Annotated in this window: 19 protein-coding genes and 1 pseudogene; 12 read left to right on the top strand and 8 right to left on the bottom strand. The window is 67.8% G+C overall.

Translation table 11 applies throughout. From position 1 onward, the window contains the following. Positions 1-65: 65 nt before the first annotated feature. Positions 66-1,610, bottom strand: coding sequence for a histidine ammonia-lyase (gene hutH / locus AB0H00_RS24090; RefSeq protein WP_357270106.1), 1,545 nt, complete (start codon positions 1,608-1,610; stop codon positions 66-68). An 86-nt stretch (positions 1,611-1,696) separates the two neighbouring features. On the opposite strand from hutH, the gene AB0H00_RS24085 reads away from it, so the two are divergent. The 4 genes from AB0H00_RS24085 (at position 1,697) to AB0H00_RS24070 (ending at position 4,441) form a co-directional block, all read left to right on the top strand. Continuing rightward, entirely contained in the window at positions 1,697-2,485 is a 789-nt protein-coding gene (locus tag AB0H00_RS24085; RefSeq protein ID WP_357270103.1) for an IclR family transcriptional regulator, read from the top strand. Positions 2,486-2,565: 80 nt separating this feature from the next. Beyond that, positions 2,566-3,012 (top strand): MarR family transcriptional regulator, encoded by a 447-nt coding sequence (locus AB0H00_RS24080; protein WP_357270100.1) that lies wholly within the window; start codon positions 2,566-2,568, stop codon positions 3,010-3,012. 2 nt (positions 3,013-3,014) lie between these two features. Then, complete coding sequence (locus AB0H00_RS24075; protein ID WP_357270096.1) at positions 3,015-3,437, top strand: organic hydroperoxide resistance protein; 423 nt, start codon at positions 3,015-3,017, stop codon at positions 3,435-3,437. 17 nt (positions 3,438-3,454) lie between these two features. Next, positions 3,455-4,441 carry a zinc-binding dehydrogenase gene (locus tag AB0H00_RS24070; protein WP_357270093.1) on the top strand — a complete coding sequence of 329 codons (987 nt, stop codon included), beginning with the start codon at positions 3,455-3,457 and terminating at the stop codon, positions 4,439-4,441. Here AB0H00_RS24070 and AB0H00_RS24065 read toward each other — a convergent pair. The 3 genes from AB0H00_RS24065 to AB0H00_RS24055 all read right to left on the bottom strand — a co-directional run bounded on the left by AB0H00_RS24065 (position 4,429) and on the right by AB0H00_RS24055 (position 9,595). Continuing rightward, positions 4,429-5,988 (bottom strand): NAD(P)/FAD-dependent oxidoreductase, encoded by a 1,560-nt coding sequence (locus AB0H00_RS24065; protein WP_357270090.1) that lies wholly within the window; start codon positions 5,986-5,988, stop codon positions 4,429-4,431. The genes AB0H00_RS24070 and AB0H00_RS24065 overlap by 13 nt on opposite strands. A 290-nt stretch (positions 5,989-6,278) precedes the next feature. After that, positions 6,279-8,243 (bottom strand): erythromycin esterase family protein, encoded by a 1,965-nt coding sequence (locus AB0H00_RS24060; RefSeq protein WP_357270087.1) that lies wholly within the window; start codon positions 8,241-8,243, stop codon positions 6,279-6,281. A gap of 56 nt (positions 8,244-8,299) precedes the next feature. Next, a complete protein-coding gene (locus AB0H00_RS24055) occupies positions 8,300-9,595 on the bottom strand; it encodes a helix-turn-helix domain-containing protein (RefSeq protein WP_357270084.1) in 1,296 nt (431 codons plus the stop codon). A 90-nt stretch (positions 9,596-9,685) separates the two neighbouring features. Here AB0H00_RS24055 and pruA point away from each other — a divergent pair, with 90 nt between their 5' ends. The 5 genes from pruA to AB0H00_RS24030 all read left to right on the top strand — a co-directional run bounded on the left by pruA (position 9,686) and on the right by AB0H00_RS24030 (position 16,089). Further along, positions 9,686-11,323, top strand: coding sequence for an L-glutamate gamma-semialdehyde dehydrogenase (pruA, locus tag AB0H00_RS24050; protein ID WP_357270082.1), 1,638 nt, complete (start codon positions 9,686-9,688; stop codon positions 11,321-11,323). Continuing rightward, on the top strand, positions 11,323-12,282 hold the full coding sequence (locus AB0H00_RS24045; RefSeq protein WP_357270079.1) for a proline dehydrogenase family protein: 960 nt from the start codon (positions 11,323-11,325) through the stop codon (positions 12,280-12,282). Before pruA ends, AB0H00_RS24045 begins: the two co-directional genes overlap by 1 nt. Positions 12,283-12,446: 164 nt before the next feature. Further along, entirely contained in the window at positions 12,447-13,901 is a 1,455-nt protein-coding gene (locus tag AB0H00_RS24040; protein ID WP_357270076.1) for an amino acid permease, read from the top strand. A gap of 174 nt (positions 13,902-14,075) precedes the next feature. Further along, on the top strand, positions 14,076-15,518 hold the full coding sequence (locus tag AB0H00_RS24035; protein WP_357270073.1) for an amidase: 1,443 nt from the start codon (positions 14,076-14,078) through the stop codon (positions 15,516-15,518). A gap of 58 nt (positions 15,519-15,576) precedes the next feature. Next, on the top strand, positions 15,577-16,089 hold the full coding sequence (locus AB0H00_RS24030) for an Lrp/AsnC family transcriptional regulator (RefSeq protein ID WP_357270070.1): 513 nt from the start codon (positions 15,577-15,579) through the stop codon (positions 16,087-16,089). Between the two features lie 22 nt (positions 16,090-16,111). On the opposite strand, the gene ald is transcribed toward AB0H00_RS24030, so the two are convergent. The 3 genes from ald to AB0H00_RS24015 all read right to left on the bottom strand — a co-directional run bounded on the left by ald (position 16,112) and on the right by AB0H00_RS24015 (position 18,666). After that, positions 16,112-17,218: an alanine dehydrogenase gene (gene ald / locus AB0H00_RS24025; protein ID WP_357270067.1), complete on the bottom strand. Its 1,107-nt coding sequence runs from the start codon at positions 17,216-17,218 to the stop codon at positions 16,112-16,114. Positions 17,219-17,720: 502 nt separating this feature from the next. Further along, complete coding sequence (locus AB0H00_RS24020; protein ID WP_357270064.1) at positions 17,721-18,152, bottom strand: nitroreductase/quinone reductase family protein; 432 nt, start codon at positions 18,150-18,152, stop codon at positions 17,721-17,723. Positions 18,153-18,258: 106 nt separating this feature from the next. Next, positions 18,259-18,666, bottom strand: a complete 408-nt coding sequence (locus AB0H00_RS24015) for a TIGR03668 family PPOX class F420-dependent oxidoreductase (RefSeq protein WP_357270334.1) — start codon at positions 18,664-18,666, stop codon at positions 18,259-18,261. A gap of 406 nt (positions 18,667-19,072) precedes the next feature. Here AB0H00_RS24015 and AB0H00_RS24010 point away from each other — a divergent pair, with 406 nt between their 5' ends. After that, entirely contained in the window at positions 19,073-19,489 is a 417-nt protein-coding gene (locus AB0H00_RS24010; protein WP_357270061.1) for a hypothetical protein, read from the top strand. A gap of 64 nt (positions 19,490-19,553) precedes the next feature. Here AB0H00_RS24010 and AB0H00_RS24005 read toward each other — a convergent pair whose 3' ends face one another. Next, positions 19,554-20,252 (bottom strand): MBL fold metallo-hydrolase, encoded by a 699-nt coding sequence (locus tag AB0H00_RS24005; RefSeq protein WP_357270058.1) that lies wholly within the window; start codon positions 20,250-20,252, stop codon positions 19,554-19,556. A gap of 186 nt (positions 20,253-20,438) precedes the next feature. On the opposite strand from AB0H00_RS24005, the gene AB0H00_RS24000 reads away from it, so the two are divergent. Continuing rightward, positions 20,439-21,293 carry a helix-turn-helix transcriptional regulator gene (locus AB0H00_RS24000; protein ID WP_357270054.1) on the top strand — a complete coding sequence of 285 codons (855 nt, stop codon included), beginning with the start codon at positions 20,439-20,441 and terminating at the stop codon, positions 21,291-21,293. Between the two features lie 81 nt (positions 21,294-21,374). Then, positions 21,375-21,479, top strand: a pseudogene (locus AB0H00_RS23995) (oxidoreductase); the annotation flags it as partial.

Raw genomic sequence — 21,479 nt, 5'->3', positions numbered from 1 at the left:
TCTGTCGCGCGAAGATGTGTCGCTCGGCGGTGTCCGGGGCGGCGTGGTCATGGTGGTCCTCCGCATCAGGTGAGGTCGGGCGTGACGGTTCGGGTGAAAGCTCCGGTGCGCAAGAGGAATTCGGCGGCGGCGATTTCGGGAGCGAGATGACGGTCGGGGCCGAGGCCGTCGACTCGAGTGCGCAGCAGGGCCACGGCCGCGGCGGTGACAGGAGCCGGCCGCAGCGGAGCACGGCAGTCCAGGGCCCGCGCCGCGGTGAGGTATTCGATCGCTAGCACCGTGGTCAGCCCATCGATCGCCGTGCGTAGCTTGCGGGCCGCCGACCACCCCATCGAAACGTGGTCCTCCTGCATCGCACTGCTCGGGATCGAGTCCACGGACGCGGGCACAGCGAGGCGTTTGAGCTCGGAAACCACGGCCGCCTGGGTGTACTGGGCGATCATGTGGCCGGAGTCGACGCCAGGATCGGCGGCGAGGAAGGCAGGGAGGCCGTGCGAGCGCGCGACATCCAGCATGCGGTCGGTGCGGCGCTCGGCCATGCTCGCCACGTCGGCGACCGGGATCGCGAGGAAATCGAGCACATAGGCCAGGGGTGCACCGTGGAAGTTGCCGTTGGACTCCAGCCGTCCGCCGCCGAGCACCACCGGATTGTCGATGGCCGAGGCGAGTTCACGATCGGCGACCGTTTCGGCGTGGGCCACCGTGTCGCGCGCGGCGCCGTGCACCTGTGGGGCGCAGCGCAGCGAATAGGCGTCCTGCACCCGGTGGCATTCGGGGCCACGATGGCTCGCGACGATCTCCGATCCGGCCAGGGCGGCGCGCATCCGTGCCGCCGAGTGCGCCTGGCCGGGATGTGGGCGCAGCGCCTGCAGGTCCGCGGCGAACACGCGATCGGTGCCGAGCAGGGCTTCGACGCTCATCGCGGCGGTAATGTCCGCGACGTCCAGCAGAGTGCGCAGGTCGTCCAGGGCGAGCACCAGCATGCCGAGCATGCCGTCGGTGCCGTTGGTCAGCGCCAGGCCCTCCTTCTCGGCCAGGGTGACCGGCCCGATTCCGTTGGTCCGCAACGCATTACCAGCATCCACTAGCACGCCGGTGTCGTCGGTCACGGTGCCCTCGCCCATGAGCGTCAGCGCTACCGCGGCCAGCGGCGCGAGATCGCCGGAGCATCCGAGCGAGCCGTACTCGTGCACCACCGGCGTGAGGCCCGCGTTGAGCAAGGCGGCCAGCGCCTCCGCCGTCGCGGGCCGCGCACCGGTGTGGCCGGTGGCGAGCGTACGCAGGCGCAGCACCATCAGCGCGCGCACCACCTCGCGCTCCACGGCCGCGCCCGCCCCGGCCGCGTGCGAGCGGATCAGCGACCGCTGCAACGCGGTGCGCCGCTGCGGCGGGATGTAGCGAATCGCCAACGCACCGAATCCGGTGGAGACCCCGTAGGTCGGGAGGGAGCCCGCCGCGAGCGCATCGACATGGTCGCGCGCGGCGGCCAGCCGCCGCAGCGCCGCCGGGCTCAGACGCACCTTCGCACCGTGCCGCGCGACCGCGACGACTCCATCCCGGGTGAGCGGCCCGTCGAGGTCCACGATCGGTTGTTGCGCAGTGTCCGGCATGAGTCCATTCCACCGCCGCGACAGTCGGTGCAGAATGAGGCTGCGGCCGATTTCGTCTGAGATCCCAGACATACCGAGGAGAGAGTGTGGGAACGAGCAGCGACGTCCCGGCGTTGCGCCGCGGACTCGCCGTGCTGCAGCTACTGGCGAGCCGAGCCGGGCCGATTTCCGCCACGGCCATCGCCCGCGAACTCGGCCTCCCACGCTCCACCACCTACCACCTGCTCGCTGAGTTGGAAACGGCCCGGTTCGTCACCCGGCTGCCCACCGAGCGCCGTTACGGCCTCGGCATCGCCGCCTTCGAGCTCGGTTCCGCCTATCTGCGCCACGATCCGTTGGAGCGCCTTGCCCACCCACTGCTACGCAGTCTGGTGGAGCGTGTCGGCCACACCGCCCACCTAGGCGTTCTGCACGGCAACGAGTTGCTGTATCTGATGAAGGAGCAGCCCGGACGTCCGGAGACACTGGTCACCGGTGTCGGCGTCCGGCTGCCCGCGCACCTGACCGCCTCCGGCCGCGCAATCCTGGCCCATTTGCCTGCCGCCCAGGTCCGCGCTCTGTTCCCGTCCGCGGCGGCGTTCGTGCACCGGACCGACCGCGGTCCGATCACCCTCGCCGCATTGCGGACGACGCTCGCCACCGACCGCCGCCGCGGCTGGGCCTGCGAAGATGGCCACGTCACCCCCGGCTTCGCGTCCGTCGCCCATCCCGTTTTCGACCACAATCACCGCCCGATCGCCGCGATCAGCGTCACCTTCCGCCACCACTGCGCATCCAGGCCGTGCTCCGCCGACTGGACGCCGCTCGCCACCCAGGTCCGGGCCACCGCGACCACCCTCACGCACCGCATCGGCGGGTTGCCGGACGGGAATTGACGCTGACGGTGCGCGCCATGTGGCCAGCGCCACAGATTTATCTATTGTGCACAATATAGTTGTCCACTACGTTTATCGACATGGCCGATCACCTCACCCTCGACGAGCAGCTTTGCTTCCCGCTCTACGCGGCGTCCCGGGCGATGACCGCGGTCTACCGCCCGAAGCTGGAACGGCTCGGGCTCACGTACCCGCAGTACCTTGTGATGCTGGCACTGTGGGAACGCGACGGACGCAGTGTCGGCGAGGTCTGCCATGCACTCGCCCTGGATTCCGGCACGCTCTCCCCGCTGCTCAAGCGGCTGGAGGGAGCAGGACTGGTCGAGCGGCACCGGTCGGCGGCCGACGAACGTCGCGTGGATATCCAGCTCACCGAACGCGGGCGCGCGCTGCGGGCCGAGGCGGGCGACATCCCGACCCAGATGGCCGAGGCCGTGGGCTTGTCCCCGGACGAGTTCCTCGCGCTGCGCGAAACATTGCGACGACTGACGCATTCGCTGATGTCCCAGCTGAACGAAAGAGAGTAGACATGCAGATCCTGTACACCGCCGAGGCCTTGGCGACCGGCGACGGCCGCAACGGGCACGCCCGCACCACAGACGGCAAGGTCGACGTAGACCTGTCTGCCCCTAAGGAGCTGGGCGGCAACGGCGAAGGCACCAACCCCGAGCAGCTGTTCGCAGCCGGCTACGCGGCCTGTTTCCATTCGGCGCTGCGCCTGGTCGGCAAACAGGCCGAGGCGAATATCGACGACTCCGCGGTCGGCGCCAAGGTCGGCATCGGCCCCAACGATGCGGGCGGGTTCGGGCTCACGGTCACCCTCGAGGTCTCGCTCCCCCATTTGTCCAGGCAGGACGCACAGGCACTCGCGAACAAGGCGCACCAGGTGTGCCCGTACTCGAATGCGACCCGCGGCAACATCGACGTCGAAGTCCTCGTCGCCGAGGACTGACCGGGAAGGGAGCGACCATGCGTGCCGTAGTCATCGAACGATTCGGCGAACCGAAGGACGTACTCACCACCGAAGAGCGGCCGGTGCCCGAACCGGGTCCCGGCGAAGTCCGTCTCCAGCTGATCCTCGCGCCGATCCACAATCACGACCTGGCCATTGTGCGCGGCGTGTACGGCTACCGGCCGCCGCTGCCCGCGATTCCGGGCACCGAGGCCGTCGGGCGCGTCGACGCGGTGGGGCCGGACGTCACCGGTCTCGTCGTCGGACAACGCGTCACGGTGTCCGGGGCACAGAACGTGTGGGCGGAGTGCTTCGTTGTCCCGGCCGGACAGGTGGTTCCGGTGCCGGACGCAGTGTCCGACGAAACCGCGGCCCAGCTGCTCGCCATGCCGCTGAGCGCGCTGATGCTGGTGGAAGACCTCGCACTGCAGCCGGGCGAATGGCTGGTGATCAACGCCGCCAACGGCGCGGTCGGCAGGCTGGTCAACGTCTTCGGCCGGCAACGCGGTCTGCACGTGCTCAACCTGGTGCGGGGCCCGGCTTCGGTCGCGGCGCTGCGTGAGCTCGACTACGAGCCGGTGCTCGACACCGAAAGCGCGGACTGGCGCGCGCAGGTCGAGACCGTCACCTCGGGCGCGCCCATCGCGCGTGCCGTCGACCAGGTAGGCGGTCGCGCCGGCGCCGACGAGCTGGCGCTACTCGCGCCGAACGGGCACCTGATCTCCTTCGGCGCGCTGTCGGGCAAGCCGCTGTCGCTCGATTCCGGCAGCCTCATCTTCAAACAGGCTGTGGTCAAAGGCTTTTGGGGTGCCAAGCGGATCGAGCAGATCGGCGCCGAGCATCGAGGGCGGCTGATCGGCGAGCTGATCGACCTCGCGGCCCGCGGTGAGCTGCGGTTGAACATCGAGACCGCCTACCCGCTGGAGTCCGCGGCCGACGCCGCGGTCGCCACCGAAACGCCGGGGCGCACTGCCAAGATCGCGTTGTCGGCTCAGCGGGCCTGATCGACGTCGAGCACGGCCATCGCGGCGTTATGCCCCGGAATGCCGCTGACCCCGCCGCCGCGGATAGCCCCAGCACCGCAGAGGAAGACGTTGCGATGGCTGGTCGACACACCCCACCGGGCGGCGGGGTCAGCCGGATCGGCCTCCTCCGGTAGGTAAGGGAAGGCCAGATCCCGGTGGAAGATGTGACCACCAGGCAGGCCGACCTCACGCTCCAGCTCGAGCGGGGTCTTCGCCTCCAGACACGGCTCGCCGTCCCGGTCCGTCGCCAAGCAGTCGGCGATCGGTTCGGCCAGCACCGAATCCAATTGCGCAAGCGTAGCTTTCACCACCTTCGCCTTTGCCCCCTCCGGATCGGCGGCGAACAGTCTCGCCGGTGTGTGCAGACCGAACAACGTGAGGGTGTGCATGCCTTGCGCGGTCAGATCCGCGGAAAGGACCGACGGGTCGGTCAATGTGTGACAGTAGATCTCCGCGGGCGGCGCAGACGGTATGCGGCCGATCGCCGCCTCGCCGTATGCCTGGTCGAGTCGCGCGTACGACTCGCCGATGTGAAAAGTTCCCGCAAACGCCTCGCGCGAATCGGTTTCGGTGTCACGCAATCGTGGCAACCGGCGCAACAGCATGTTCATCTTGAGCTGCGCGCCTTGTGGTTTCGGCGGTAGTGGCGTACCGAGCAACTCCGCGAGCGTGTACGGTGCGGCGTTGACGAGCACGTGACGCGCGCCGACCGTTCCGTCCAGATAGCTGACTTCGGCTGTGCTGCCATCAGTTTCGAGGTCGGTCACCTCGCATTCGGTGACGATCTCGGCGCCCGCCGAGCACGCCGCCTCGGCCAGCGCGTCGGTGAGCGCGCCCATACCCCCGACGGGCACGTCCCAGTCGCCGGTGCCGCCGCCGATCACGTGGTAAAGGAAGCAGCGGTTCTGCCGCAGCGACGGATCCTGCGCATGGGTGAACGTACCGATCAACGCGTCGGTAAGCACCACGCCGCGCACGATATCGTCGCGGAACGTCGACTCGATCGCCTCCCCCAGCGGACGCTCGAACAGCGCCTCCCAAGTCGCAGCGTCGTCCACGGCAGCCCGCAGCGCGGCCCTGGACGGCAGCGGCTGCGTCAACGTCGGGAATATGCGTTGCGCCAGCCGCCCCGTGGTGCCGTAGAAACGCCGCCACGCAAGGAAATCCCGATCCGACCCGGTGAGCAGCCTGAAACTCGCCCTGGTCCGCTCCGGCGACCCGGAAACGAGCAGCCCACCGTCGCCGACCGGCGTATACGACGAGATATGTCTGCGCCGTGTCGTGAACCGCAGCCCCAGCTCGTCCACGATCTGTCGCGGCAGCAGGCTCACCAGATACGAGTACCGCGACAGCCGCGCGTCGACGCCCGCGAACACCCGCTCCGACACTGCGGCGCCACCGGTGTGCGGCAGACGCTCGAGCAGCAGCACCGACCGCCCGGCCCGCGCCAGGTACGCGGCGGCCACCAACCCGTTATGGCCGCCGCCGACGATCACGACATCGTAGAACGACCGTGTCGGCTTCATCCGTCCTCGATAGCACGGATAGCCCCTCCGCCGACAGGGGCCCTGGTCCGAGGCATGGTGGTCAGTGTTCTGTCGGCAACGCAACTACCGCGGCCGCGCGAAAATGGTTGCCAGCCCAGTTACGACCCCTCTCCGCCCTGCCCGCGAGGCCCAGCCGCGCCCTCGTCCGCCTCACCACCAAGAGCGCACGCCTCTTCAACTCCATGACCGTCGAGGACTACCCGCCATTGCCCGCCACATCAGGAGGCCGAGTCGGTCCCGCGGGCGACCCCGGAGGCGGCCTCGTGTCGTCAGACCGCGTACGGGTAGGTCTCGACGTCATCCCGATCCCAGGGCACGGCCCGATCCAGCGGACGCAGTGCGGTGGTCTGCTCGATATGGATCAGGGCGTCGAACTGGTCGGCCGGACGCGCAAAGAAATAGTGACTGCGACGCTCGGTCTGCGGACGATAGACCACCCCGATAGCCCGCTCGAGTAGCGGGCTCCGGAGCCGGTCCGCCACCGGCGACTCGGAGTCCAAGCGCACCAGGAAAGACTCGGCGCCGACTTGATGCAACATGTGCTCCACGCTGCCGTACAACGCCGGATTCACCCGCATCCGACGCGCCGGTCCGCCCCAATCCTCGGCCGCGGTGACCGATCCGGTGTAGGTGGTGAAGCCGAGCAGCCGGGCGGAATCGGGGCTGTCCGCACGCACCAGTTGCCCGAGATTCAGTTCACCGGAGTCGCTCATTTCCGTCGCCCGTGCGTCGCCGAGGTGTGAATTATGTGCCCACACAATAATTTTCGACTGTGCTCCGAGGTGCTCGCGCAACGCGATCAGCGTGCTGAACATGTGCCGATCGCGAAGATTCCAGGATGTTACCCGGCCCCCGAACATGGAGCGGTAGTACTCTTCGGCCGCCAGCACCGAGCAGGCGTTCTGTTCGGCGTAGAACAGTTCGTCGCGATCGGTCACGCCGTCGAGCCGTACCTCATCGGCAATCCGCCGCTGCAGTTCGGTCAATTGCGCGACCACCTGGTCGTGACACGACTGCCCGGCGCCGAACGCCGCCGCGAAGCCGTACTCGTCGGCGTGGTGTTCGAGACAGCTGTAGCGTTCCCTGGCCCGCTGGGCGGCGGCTGGGTCGATACGGTCGAGGTAGGCGATCACCTCCTCCGCCGAACGGTGCATGCTGTACAGATCCAAACCGTAGAAGCCGACCTGGTCCTCGGCGGCGCATCGGGAATTGTGCCCGCGCAGCCATTCGGCGAAGTCGCGCACCACCGTGTTGCGCCACATCCACGCCGGGAATCGCCGGAACCCACGCAACGCCTGCTCGGCGGTCCGGTCGGTGCCCTGCCCGCGGACGTACCGGTTGACGCGGTAGGCATCGGGCCAGTCCGCCTCGACCGCGACACCGCGAAATCCCTTCTCCTCGACCAGTCGTCGCGTCATGGCGGCACGCGCGGTATAGAACTCGTCGGTGCCGTGTGACGCCTCACCGATGAGCACCAGACGTGCGTCGCCGACCAGGTCGAACAAGATGTCGTCTGGTGGCGTCCCGCCCGGAGCCGGAATACGCGCGCGCCGAAGCAGGTCCCCATCGTCGGGCTCGGTGTCCGTCTCCGCGGGCGCTCGCGCGAGCAGGTCGCGGACTTCGGCGTCGGTGGTCTGTTCGAAGTCCCAGTACGAGTTGCCGACCGCGATGAACGGCGCCGGCGTCGAGGCACAGATCACCTCGTCGACGAGTTCGCGTAGTTCGACGCAGGTCGACTCCGGTGCGGCGGGCACGGCGACAACCACTCGTGCCGGATGCAGCCTGTGCAGCGCCTCGATCGCGGCGTTCATCGTCGCACCGGTGGCCAGCCCGTCGTCGACCACGATCACCGTCCGCCCGGTGACGTCGAGCATCGCACGGTCACCGCGGTAGACACGTTCGCGACGAGCGAGTTCCTGTCCTTCGGTGAGGATGATCTGCTCCAGCGCCTCGGGCGCGACGGCTTGGGCACGAAGCACATCGTCATTGGTGACCAGGACGCCGCCGCTGGCAATGGCTCCAACGGCCAGCTCCGGTTGTTCAGGCGCACCGAGCTTGCGGACCACGAGCACGTCCAACGGCGCGCCGAGCACCGCCGCAACCTCATAGCCGACCGGTACCCCGCCGCGCGGCAACGCCAAAACGACGGTGTCGGCGGAATCCTGGTAGTGCTCGAGCAGCCTCGCGAGCACGCGGCCCGCCTCACGTCGATTCCTGAAGACACTCCGCACCATGTCGGGGCCCTACCCGCCGCCGCGCCCGACAAACGTCGCTTCTCGAGCAGATCGGGTCAGGCAGATGGGCCCGGCGGGCGGGTGTGCGGTCGGCGCTGCAGCGCGAGCTGGATCTCGAGCAACAGGCGATCTGCGTGGTCGCCGAGATCCATGCCGAGAATGTCCTCGACGCGGCGGATGCGGTAGCGAAGCGTGTTCGGATGTACTTGCAGCGCGGCCGCGGCGTTGCGCACGTCGCCGTGCTCGCGCAGATAGGTCTCCACGCTGTCGCGCAGGCTCGCCGAATGCTTGCGGTCGTAGTCGAACAGAGCGCGTAGCCGAGGATCGTGCAGTTCGGCGCGCGAACCGACGAGATCGAGCAGCTCGCCGAGCAGCACGGCGGTGCGGGATTCGGACAGCGTGGTCACCCGCCCCTTCGGGTAGGTGGCGACGGTGCTGTCCAGTACGCGATCGACCTCGGCCCGCGCGGCACCCACCGCGCCGAGATCGGCGACGGGACAGGCGATCGCGGCCCGCAACGCCAGCGACCGTGTCGCCTCGAGCTGTTCGACCAGTTGCCGCGTCCACGACGTCACCGCGTGCGCGGACCGGTAGCCCGGCAACAGCACGTAGACGCGGTCGCCGAGCGTCGTGGTCACCGAGTCGACCCGAAAGGAGCTGGCGCGCAATCGCAGGATGCTGCCGAGTGCCGCGGGCTCGGTGGCAGTGGCCTCCCCGGTGGCGGTGAGCGCGAACGCCACCACCGCGGCGGGACCGGCCTGCGATAGGTTGAGCGCGGTCGCCACCGTTTCTATCTCTACCGCGGTCCCTCCCGCGCCGAACAACCGCTGGATCAGCAGCGCCTCGGTAGACGGTGCGTCGAGACTACGGGAGATCAGACGGCCTGCGATGGCCGAGGCACCACGCAGGATCTCCGCCGCGTCCGATTTGAACGGCTGATCACCCTGCTGTAGCCAGATCGCACCGAGTACCCGCGGCGCCCGCGCGGTCGCGTCCGCGGGATGCCGGATACCGACCACCAGCCTGCGCTTGATGTTCAGTTCTTCGTGCGCGGGCACGTCGATGACCTCGTCGGTGTTGCGCAAGCGATCGAATACACCCCACTTCCGCAGCACGGTCAGGTAGTCTCGCGGGCCTTCCCGGCCCAGGATGGACAGCACGCGCAACTGGTCGGCGGTCTGGTCGGACGCCGAGTACGCCAGCACGTGGGAGTGCGGGTCCTCGATGGACACCATCCCGCCCGCGTTGTGGGCGACCATCTGCGCCAAGCCGAACAGATCCATGTCCGCGGCGGCCGACTCGCTCTCCCCGGCCACGTTCCCGTCCTTCGGCCAACTCGACAACGCACTCATCCCATCTTTGTCCGACTGGCTCATTCTCCAGGCAGTTTTCCGGTGTTGACTTCGGCTTACCGCAAAATCGCCTACCCAGCAGGAGGAACCATGGACGCCATCGTGTCCACACCCCAGCCGGTCAACGAGCCGGTCGGCACATTCGCCCCGGGCAGTGCGGAACGCGAACGGTTGCAGGCGAAGCTCACCGAGCTCGGCGCGACGCCGACCGAGGTCCATCATGTCATCGGCGGCGAACACCGGCGCGGTTCCGGCGAGCAGGTCCGGGTGGTGCAGCCGCACCGGCACGCCACCGTGCTCGGCACGCTCACCACCGCCGAACCGCGCGACGTGGCGGACGCCATCACGGCCGCCACCGCCGCGGCGCCGGGCTGGCGGGCGCTTGCCTTCGAGGACCGTGCCGCTGTCTTCCTCCGCGCCGCGGACTTGCTGGCCGGACCGTGGCGGGAAACAATCGCCGCCGCAACGATGTTGGGCCAATCCAAGACCGCGTACCAGGCCGAGATAGACACCCCGTGCGAGCTGGTCGACTTCTGGCGCTTCAACGTCCACTTCGCCCGCCGAATCCTGCAGGACCAGCCGATCTCGACACCAGGCGTGTGGAACAAGGTGGAATACCGTCCGCTCGAGGGTTTCGTCTACGCGATCACCCCGTTCAACTTCTCCGCGATCGCGGGCAATCTCCCTACCGCGCCCGCGCTGATGGGCAATACCGTCGTGTGGAAGCCCGCCGTGACCCAGTCGGTCGCGGCGTACTGGACGATGAAGCTGCTGGAGGCGGCGGGGCTGCCGCCCGGCGTGATCAACATGGTGCACGGCGCCGGTCCCACGGTGTCTGACGTGGCGCTCACCGATCGCCGCCTGGCCGGCATCCACTTCACCGGATCGACCGCGACGTTTCAGCACCTGTGGCGCACGGTCGCGACGAATATCGCCGATTACGACAGCTATCCACGCCTGGTCGGCGAGACCGGCGGCAAGGACTTCGTCGTGGCACACAGCTCCGCCGATCCCGACGTCCTGACCACGGCACTGATCCGCGGCGCCTTCGACTACCAGGGCCAGAAGTGCTCAGCCGCCTCCCGCGCGTTCATCCCGAGGTCGGTGTGGGCCAGGATGGGCCGCGAGTTCGTCGACAAGGTCGCCGCCCTCAGCTACGGCGATGTCACCGACTTCACCCACTTCGGCGGCGCGCTCATCGACAAGCGCGCCTTCGACAAGAACGCCGACGCCGTGGCACGCGCCAAGGCGACTCCGAGCCTGACGATCGCCGTGGGCGGCCACGCCGACGACAGCGTCGGCTACTTTGTCGAGCCCACCATCCTGCTCGGTGACGATCCTGCCGACGAGGCGTTCCGCACCGAGTACTTCGGCCCGATCCTGGCCGTGCACGTCTACGACGACTCCGCCGCCGGATCGTTCGAGTCCACGCTCGACCTGATCGACAAGGGTTCGCGCTACGGCCTGACCGGGGCGGTCGTCGCCGACGACCGCACGGCCATCGCCACCGCCACCGAACGGCTGCGGTTCGCGGCGGGCAATTTCTACGTCAACGACAAGCCCACCGGCGCGGTCGTCGGACAACAGCCCTTCGGCGGGTCGCGCGCGTCCGGCACCAACGACAAGGCAGGGTCGGCGCAGAACCTGCTGCGCTGGACCTCCGCTCGCACGATCAAAGAATCGTTCGTCCCAGCGACCGACCACCGCTACCCGCACCAGGAGCTCTGATGGCATTCTCCGGGCTGCTCCGTCCCGCCGTGCTGGCGGCCGCACGCTCCCCACGCATGGAGCGCACGATCAGCCGCATGCCGTCCACCAAGAAGCTGGTGGACCGTTTCGTCGCGGGCGAGACCGAGGAGCAGGCGGTGGCCACGACCGCCGCTCTCCTCGAATCCGACCGCCGCGTGACCATCGACTATCTCGGCGAGGACACCACCGACCTCGACCAAGCCCGTATCACCGTCGCGCACTACCTTCGTCTCTTGTCGGCGTTGACCGAACTCCCCGCCGCGGCGGCGGGGACCGCGCTACCGCTGGAGGTGTCACTCAAACTGTCCGCGCTGGGCCAGGCGCTCCCCCACGATGGACACGCTATAGCTCGTGAGCACGCTCATCAGATCTGCACCGCCGCGACAGTCGCGGGGGTCTGGGTCACCATCGACGCGGAGGACCACACCACCACCGACTCGACGCTCTCGATCGTGCGCGAGCTGCGCACGGATTTCCCGTGGTTGGGCGCAGTATTGCAGGCCTACTTGAAACGCACCGAGGACGACTGTCGGGAGTTCGCCGGCCCCGGCTCGCGAATCCGGTTGTGCAAGGGGGCCTATCGCGAACCCGCGGCGGTGGCCTATCAGGGTCGTTCCGCCGTCGACGACGCGTATCTGCGCTGCTTGCGCATTCTGATGGACGGTGACGGCTACCCGATGGTCGCCACGCACGACCCGGCGCTGATCGATGCGGCGCTGCGCCGCGTCCACGAAACCGGGCGCGCGCATGACGATTTCGAGTTTCAGATGTTGCACGGCATCCGGGACGCCGAACAGCGGCGCCTGGTCGGTGCGGGACACCTGTTGCGCGTCTACGTCCCCTACGGCGACCAGTGGTACGGCTACTTCATGCGCAGGCTGGCCGAGCGTCCGGCAAATGTCGCGTTCTTCCTGCGCTCGTTCGGCCGCGACCGCTGAGCCGGGCACATCCGAGCCGCGCCGTCCGGTTGGCCGAGGCCGTTGAAAATTATTTGTCCAACTGACCGATCACAGCGTCGTGTGATCGTATTCAACTAGTCACAGCTCGAAATGTGGTCTGCGTTACGGCACCGCCGGGTACCGCAGAGGACGAAAGGATACACATGTCCATCGCGGAGTTGCGCAGCCAAATGTTGCGTCGCAAACCCCTCGGCGAGGTCGAGGACGAATCCGCCCCTGCCGACGAACAGCTGTCCCGATCGCTCGGCTTGTGGCAGCTCACCGCGATCGGCGTCGGCGGGATCATCGGCGCGGGCATCTTCACGCTGGCCGGTTCGGTCGCGCACTCCGTGACTGGACCCTCGGTGCTCATCTCGTTCCTCATCGCCGGCGTCGCCAGCGCTGCGGCCGCACTGTGTTACGCCGAGTTCGCCGGGATGGTCCCCAAGGCCGGGTCCGCTTACACCTACGGCTACGTGTCGCTCGGAGAGCTCGCGGGCTGGTTCATCGGCTGGGATCTGCTGCTGGAATACATCGCGGTCGCCGCGGTGGTCGCCATCGGTGTGTCCGGATACTTCCGGTTCCTGCTCGGGCAGGTCGACATCGCCCTGCCGGACTGGATGATGGGGGCATCCGGCACAGGCGAGGGCCACGTGGTCGACGTATTCGCCATGCTGTTCTGTCTCGGCACGGCTTGGCTGCTGTCGCGTGGCATCAGGAGCGTCGGCCGGTTCGAGACCGTCGCGGTCGGCATCAAGGTCGCGTTGGTCGTGCTCATCATCGTGATGGGCGTCTTTCACATCGACAGCTCCAACTACACGCCGTACTTCCCGTTCGGCGCGGGCGCGGTGTGGACCGGTGCGGCCACCGTCTTCTTCGCCGTTTTCGGCTATGACGCGATGAGCACCGCCGCCGAGGAATCCACCGACGGCAAGAAGCACCTGCCCAAGGCGATCATCTACTCGCTGGCCATCGCCATGGTGCTCTACGTGCTGGCCACCCTGGTACTGACCGGCATGCAGAAGTACACCGAGATCAGCCCGACCAGCGGTTTCTCCACCGCGTTCGAGTCGGTCGGTCAGCCCGGCGTCGCGAACATCATCGCGATCGGCGCGATCGTCGGCATCGTCACCGTGGTGCTCACCTTCATGCTCGGCGTCACCCGCGTCTGGTTCGCCATGAGCCGCGACGGGCTGCTGCCGGAATGGTTCGCCAAGACCCATCCGGTCCGGAAGGTGCCCACCCGCGTGACCTGGATCGTCGGCATCGGAGCGGCGCTGATGGCCGGGTTGCTGGACATCACGGTCGTCGCGGAGTTGACCAACATCGGCATTTTGATGGCCTTCATCGTCGTGTCCGTCGCGGTGATCGTCCTGCGGCGCACCCGGCCCGACGAGCCGCGAGAGTTCCGGCTGCCGTTCATGCCGGTCGTCCCGCTGGTAGGCATCGGCTTCTCGGTGTATCTGATCTGGTCGTTGCCGTGGCAGACGTGGGCGCGCTTTGTGGTCTGGCTGGTCGTCGGCTTGATCGTCTACTTCACCTACTCGCGCACTCACTCCAAGCTCGCAGGTACCGACTCCGCCGCGACGGCAGGTCTGCCGCACCCCGAGCTGCCCTGACGACGGCTCCGCGACCAGATCGGTCTCGGGTTACTCGAGGATTGAACCAACTCGGCGTTCACGGAGTAGTCATTGCAAAACGATCGCTCGACTACATAGGGTCGAAGTGTGGGCATCGGCAGACGACGCCTCTGCCACGGCGGCTCGTAATCGGGCCGAGAGGAGTGGTAGCAAATGGATCTCCGGGACGTCGTCGCATCGGGCGTACTCGAACAGCGTGAGCTGTTGGAGCAGGGGGTCCTCTCGGCACAGCTGCTCGTCGAGGCGACGCTGAACGAGATCGATGCCGCCGCGGATCTCGGCGCCTTCACCCGCGTGCTCCGCGACGAAGCCAGAGCCGAGGCGATCGAGCGTGACCGGGAACGCGCGGCAGGCGGCGCGGTGGGCCCGCTGCATGGAATCCCGATCGCGATCAAGGACGAGTTCGACGTGGCCGGCGTGGTCACCACGTTCGGCACCAGAGCGAACTCGAACCCTGCCGCGGCGGACGCGGAGGTGGTGCGCAGGTTGCGCGCGGCGGGGGCGGTGATCGTCGGCAAGACCGCGATGCCGGAGTTCGGGCAATGGCCGTTCACCGAGTCCAGCACCTTCGGTGTGACCCGCAATCCGTGGGATACGACGCGCTCCACCGGCGGGTCCAGCGGCGGGTCCGCCGCAGCGGTGGCGGCCGGCCTCGTTCCCGTGGCGCTCGGCGGCGACGGCGGCGGCTCGATCCGCATCCCGGCCGCGTGCTGCGGGTTGTTCGGCCTGAAACCGCAACGTGGGCGGGTGCCGAACGCACCGAACGAGCACCTGTGGTGGGCATTGGGTGTCGCGGGACCGCTGACTCGCAGCGTGCTCGATGCCGCGATCGTCTACGACGTTCTTCGCGGCAATGCGCCGAGCGATCGATTCCAGGCCTCCGAACCGGTGATGTCGTTCGAGGCGGCGGCCCGCAAGGCGGCGCAACCGCTGCGGATCGGCTACAGCATGAAACCTCCCACGCCGCCGCTGGTGAAAACGGATCCGCTCAATGTCCGCGCGGTTCGCGACACCGCGAAGCTCCTTGCGGGACTGGGGCATATGGTGGTCGAGATCGACCCTGATTACCCGAATTCGACGAGCGCCTTCTTCCCCCAGTTCTTCGGCGGCGTCCGTGCCGAGGCAGCCGAAGTGGATCATCCGGGACGGCTCGAACGCCGGACCAAGCAAACGGTCGCGCTCGGCGCATGGGCGCGGCGACCCGTCGTCGAATGGGCGATTCGGCAAGGAGAATCCTTGGGGCGAAAGGTCGATCGGATCTTCACCGAGTGCGATTTGCTGCTCACCCCGACCATCGCGATCCGCCCACCCCCGCTCGGCGTCCTCGATGGAGCGAACACGATAGGCGCCCAGCTCGCCTCCCTCCCGATGGTCGCCTACACCGCCCTGTGGAACGTCACCGGCAATCCTGCGGCCGCCCTGCCCGCCGGCGTCGGTGACGACGGGCTTCCCCTGTCGGTCCAACTCGTCGGACCCCCGAACGGCGAGACGACCATCCTCACGGTTGCGGCGCAGGTGGAGCAGGCGCGTCCGCATCCGCGTTCAGGCAGCGCGACACGCTTCCCGAGGCACGAGCAACCCGATCGCCGTTCGTAGCCGAAGAACCTCCATCGAGACCCGATGCGCGGCGAACCCTATTCGGTACCGTCGGGTCATGCGCAAGACCGACTCAGCACGCAGCCCGGTCGCGCCCGGCCACCCGCCGTCGGGCGCCCCGATCGACGACATCGACCGGATTCTGCTCGACCAGCTGGCGCGGGACGGGCGCATGACGAACAACGCGCTCGCCGCGGCCGCCGGCATCGCACCCTCCACCTGCCTCGGGCGGGTGCGAGCGCTGGTGGAGCGCGGCGTCATTCGCGGATTCCACGCCGACATCGACCCGGCAGCGCTCGGCCGCAACCTGCAAGCCATGGTCGCGGTGCGGCTGCACGCGAGCGCGCGCAGGCAGCTCGCCGAGTTCGGGCAGCGCATGTCGGCGCTCGATGAGGTGCTCAACGTGTATTTCATCGCGGGCGCCGACGACTACCTCATTCATGTCGCCACCGCCAACACCGACGAGCTGCGGGTGTTCGTCCTGAATCACCTCAGCGCCCATCCGGCGGTCGCCTCGACCGAAACGATCCTCATCTTCGAGCACATGCGCCCGCGGTCGGGATCTTCGTGACGGGCGCACCGCCGGCGAACCGTTACGCGGCCAGGCTTTCCGTCACGTAACCGTGCGCCTGCGCCACCGACTCCGACAACAGCGCTCCGCGATGGGTGCTCAGCCCTGCGGCGAGGCCTGGGTCGGCCGCCACCGCATCACGCCACCCGCGTTCGGCGAGCGAGACCACATACGGCAGCGTGGCATTGGTGAGCGCGACGGTCGAGGTGTTGGGCACCGCGCCGGGCATATTGGCGACACAGTAGAACACCGACTCGTGCACCGAGTATGTCGGTTCCGCGTGCGTGGTCGGCCGCGAGTCCGCGAAGCACCCGCCCTGGTCGATCGCGATATCGACCAGCACCGAGCCGGGCTTCATTTGCAGGACGAGGTCGTGGGACACCAGGGTGGGCGCTTTGGCTCCCGGCACCAGCACCGCGCCGATCACCAGGTCCGCCTCGCGAACCGCGGTATCGACCTCGAGCTTGTTCGACATGATGGTCCGCACCTGACCGCGGTACTGCGCGTCGATCTCGCGCAGGCGCGTGATGTTCAGATCCAGCACGGTGACATCGGCGCGCATGCCGTGCGCTACGGCGATCGCGTTCCCGCCCGCGACGCCCGCGCCGAGCACGGCGACCTTCGCGGGCCTGGTGCCGGGCACGCCGCCCATCAGCACGCCGCGCCCGCCGCCGCTGCGCATCAGGTGGTAGGCGCCGGCCTGTGCGGCCAACCGGCCCGCGACCTCGCTCATCGGCGCGAGCAGCGGCAGGGAGCCATCGCGTCCGGTCACGGTTTCGTAGGCGATCGCGGTGCTGCCGGAGGTCAGCAGAGCGTCGGTGCACTCCTTGGACGCGGCCAGGTGCAGGTAGGTGAACAGCACCTGGTTCTCGCGCAGCCGCCCATACTCCTCGGTCACTGGTTCCTTCACCTTGAGGACCAGATCAGCGGTTCCCCAGACTTCGTCGGCGGTGTCCAGCACCCGCGCGCCCGCGACGGTGTACGACTCGTCCTCGAAGGTCGAGCCGCGCCCGGCGCCCGCCTCCAGGTACACCTCGTGCCCGCGCGACACCAGCTCGTGCACGCCGGCCGGCGTGCACGCCACGCGATACTCGTGATTCTTGACCTCGGCGGGAATTCCGATTTTCACCTGCACTCCTGATCGTCGATGGACGCTGCCGATGATCCGCACGAATGGAATCACCGCTCGTCAGAAGTATGAATATTCTGCATCATTTCGGCTAGTCCAATGAAAATAATTCGATACGCAAGTTTCAAAGTATTCAAATACTCGGCCTATACCCACTTTTGTCTCCGCTGTCCGCAACATCTTCGGCAGCCGTCGCGCAAACGAGCTGACGAGGGTCGATCAGGGCAACCAGCCCGGCTACTACGATTCGCTGGGCGAACGCTGGCAGCGGATGAACAGCGGCGCACTATGCCGCGATCGGGTCGACATCGCTGAGACATCACACAGCACGCGGTTCGCGGACCCGATCGAAGCGGCCGACCCGGACGGCTTCGACCACGCGCCGGCTGGGCATCTGTCCGGCGTCCACCAGCTGCCACCACCACCGCGCGCCGCGGCACGGCCGTCTCGACACGGTGGCGGGACGTCGCCCGCCATGATGTTCGCGACTACACGCGTCGCGTCAGTTCTTCGGCGTCAGGAGGACAAGCGGGATTTCTCGCGTGGTCTTCGTCTGATAGTCGGCATACACCGGCTGCGCCTCGACAACCCTGGGCCACAACGACGCTCGTTTCTCGGCTGTCGCCACCTGGGCCGTCATCGGCACCTGCGGGCCGCTCTGCACGGAGACCACGACGTCCGAGTTGTCGCGCAAGTTCAGAAACCATGCCGGGTGCACAGGATCGCCGCCACGCGACGCGACGACGACGTAGGTGTCGCCATCGACGACCGGCGCGGTGAGCATGACCGCGTGCGGCCGACCCGATTTACGACCCGTGGTCGTGAGCTCGAGAGACGGCATACCCCCGACCTCGTTCCCCAGCTTTCCGAAACTCGCCTTCAGCAGGGCACGATGCGCCGCATTCATCGCCTTGAGGGCGAAATTCGAGGGCATGGGATCCTCACAATCCAGTCAGCAAGTGGCTCGGCGCCCCAGGGAACGCACCGCGGCGAGTCGGACTGTACCGGATAGCACCTTGTCTGGGGCCGGCACCGAATGTTCAGTGCGCCCGCCATCCAGACCATCGCGCGACATCGATGGCGATCACCGGTCCTGGCGGTGGCTGGGCGGTGTAGTCCGGATAGCGTGCGGCCAATCGCCGTTTCGCCACCTCCGCCTCGGCCGGGTCCGCGATGCGTGCGTCGCCATCGGCGCGGGCCCACCACAGTTGGGTCCAGTCGTCGCTGTAGAAGTCCACGAGCGCGGTGACCGCCGGGTTGGCCTCGATATTCGCGAGCCGTCGCAGCATCATCGTCGTCTTCGGCTTGGCGTCGATGCTGGTGTAGATGACGTCTCCGACCACGACGAACACGATCGGGACCACATGCGGGCGCACCGAGGCCGAGACTGTTGCCAGCCGCGCGACGGGACTACGCGCGAACCGCCCGCGCGCCTCGTCGGAGCTCAGTCGCACTCGCCCTCCTCGAATTCGCTGGGTCGGCCCGCCGGCCACCAGGTCGACGCTCGAACTCCGACTGACCTGGAACTCCCGACACGGGTGACGTCTCCCACGCCAGTGGGTTCAGCATCCGAACCAGGCAATCAGAATGCCCCTGATCTGCGTGCCGACACGCCGTTGCGCGACGGTATGCCGACCGCGACGCCGCCGTCTCGTCGCCGCCGTGTCCCCGAACATCTGACGCAGCCCATGATTTCGACTGCCGCAATCCCGACAGAACCGGGACGCGAGTACGTTACGCTCCCAAGTTAACCGGACATTTGCCATGAAATCACGGCGACCGAAGTCTCCCACGCTACGGTCGAGTCAATGTTCGACCCGTCAACAGGCGATACCGCCAGAAGGTGAGGCGCTCGTGGACATCGATGTCACCACCCGATTGAATCTCGCATTCGAGATGTGGGAGCGCGCGCACGGGCGCCCGCTGGCCGACGAGACGGTCGCGGGATGGATGACCGCCGCCGGCTACGACATATCCCCCGGCTACCTGGCGCGCCTCCGCCGCGGGCAGGCCACCGCGATACCGGAGCGAACCCGCACGGGACTCGCCCACGTATTCGGCCTCGATCCCGGCTATTTCGGCTGTGACCCCGGCCTCGACCAGGCTGACGACGCAGAAGTGATTGCGCACCTGGACAACTCGTCCCTGCGGCGCCTCGGCCAAGCCGTGTCGGGAACCTCGATGCGTACCCTGCTCTACTTGGAGTCTGTCGCCGACGTCCTACGCCGCGCCGACGGTCTACCTCCGTGCGAACACACCGCTCAACTCTGATCGAACAGCCCGTCGGGCCTCCTCCGGCCCCAGGACGGGCACCGACGTCCGAACAACCCCGCGGTCAGGCGCGCGCACCGTGCTGAGACCGCCAGGCCGCGACGGCGGGGCCACGGAGAACATCACCGTGGCCGACGCAGATCGTCTCGACATCCAGCGCGGCAAACCGGAGCACAGCGCGCTCTACGGCGGCGCTGTCGACGTTGAAGACTCCCGGCATGGTGGCACCGCGAACGTTAGCCAGTGTGTCGCCCGTGAACAGCATCCGGTGCTCCGGCAGATGCAGGGCTATACTGCCCGCGGTATGCCCCGGAACGGCGATCACATCGGCGCCCCCGCCGAAGGCTATCCGGTCGGCATCGTCGAGTTCGTGGTCAACCCGTGCCGCCTCCGGCGTCGGGATCGGTGGCAGCGCCTCGGCGATGGCGAGTTCCCATTCCCGCAGCTTCGGCTCCGGCGGCGCGTGTCGGCCGCGGACCACATCCGCATCCGCATGGTGCACCAGCACGTCGGCGCCCCAGTCGCCGATCTCGCGGGCAGCACCGATGTGGTCGGGATGCGCGTGCGTGATGATCAATCGCCGAACATCGGCACGCCGGAAGCCGATCTCCACGAGTCCGCGGCCGATCTCCGCGGCCGAACCCGGCATTCCGCTGTCGACCAGCGTCACCTGAGACTCGTCGTTCCACACGAAGACGTTCAGATCGTTCACCTCGGGGAACTGGAGCACATGCAACTGGGGGTGGACTTCGAGGATTCTCATCGCCATAACGCTAGAGACCGCGGACCGCATCGACCCAGCGATTCCCCTGCGGGCGAAAATGTTGTGGTGGCGCGTGCCGTCGCGTTCGCGCGCACTCGCCAGCTCCTCGGCGTGTCACCATGGCGGGCGCGCAACCGCGATCGCTTCCGGCGAATTCGGTGCAGCCGCCCGTTGTTACCGTGACGTATGACCATCGAATCCCCCGCGGTGACACGAAGTCGCCGTGAGCAGCTCCGCGACTTCCTCCGTACCCGTCGGGCGCGGCTGACGCCCAGCGACGTCGGTATAGCGGCGGTGGGTAGGCGCCGCACGCCGGGCCTGCGGCGTGAGGAGGTCGCCACGCTCGCCGGGGTCGGCGTCTCCTGGTACACCTGGCTCGAGCAGGGGCGGAACATCAATGTCTCGACAGAGGTACTCGACGCGATCGGTGCGGCGCTGCGCCTGACCGAACCCGAGCGGTCGCATCTGTATCTTTTGGCCGGTCTCAATCCGCCGCCGCCGGACGGGGCGCGTGACACAGACGTCCCGGCGGAGCTGCGGCACCTCCTCGACGCGTGGCGGCCGGGGCCTGCTGTGCTGCGGGACCGGTACTGGAATCTACTCGCGATCAACGAGACGGCGCAGACGGTATTCGGGTTCGGCGATGCCGACCACAACTGCCTGATCTCGTTCTTCACGAACGCCAGGTACCGCGGCATGCACATGCACTGGAACTCGGTCGCACCCGCTGTCGTCGCCGCCTTCCGCGCCGACGCGGCCCACTTCCCCGGCGATCCGGAGTTCGGCAGAGTGGTCGACGATCTGAGCACCGCCAGCCCCGAGTTCGCGGAACTGTGGGCCCGCCACGAGGTGGGCGCCGCTGTCCAGGCGGTGAAGGCGGTGCGCCATCCCGAGGCGGGCGAGCTGTTTTTCGACACGACGACCCTGGCGGTGGCCGATCGCCCGGATTGGTTTCTGGTGCTTTACAACCCGCAACCTGGTACCGAGACCGCAGATCGGGTCGACCGACTGTCGCGGAGCCGCCTCACCGCCCCGGCTTGATCCATCCGCGGAACCTGGTGGTGCCACACCTATGTCAACTACGCACTGTTCGGATCGCGGCCCTATCGGCACCCTGGCCTTATGACGCACAGCATTTCTCGATTCGACGGCAAGGTCGCGCTCATCACCGGCGGCTCGAGCGGCATGGGACTGGCCACCGCCCACCGACTGCTCACCGAAGGCGCA

Source organism: Nocardia sp. NPDC023852, assembly GCF_040639505.1.
In the GTDB taxonomy this organism is placed as follows: domain Bacteria; phylum Actinomycetota; class Actinomycetes; order Mycobacteriales; family Mycobacteriaceae; genus Nocardia.
The sequence above is the reverse complement of the archived record's forward strand: the minus strand, read 5'-3'. Positions and strand labels throughout refer to the sequence as shown.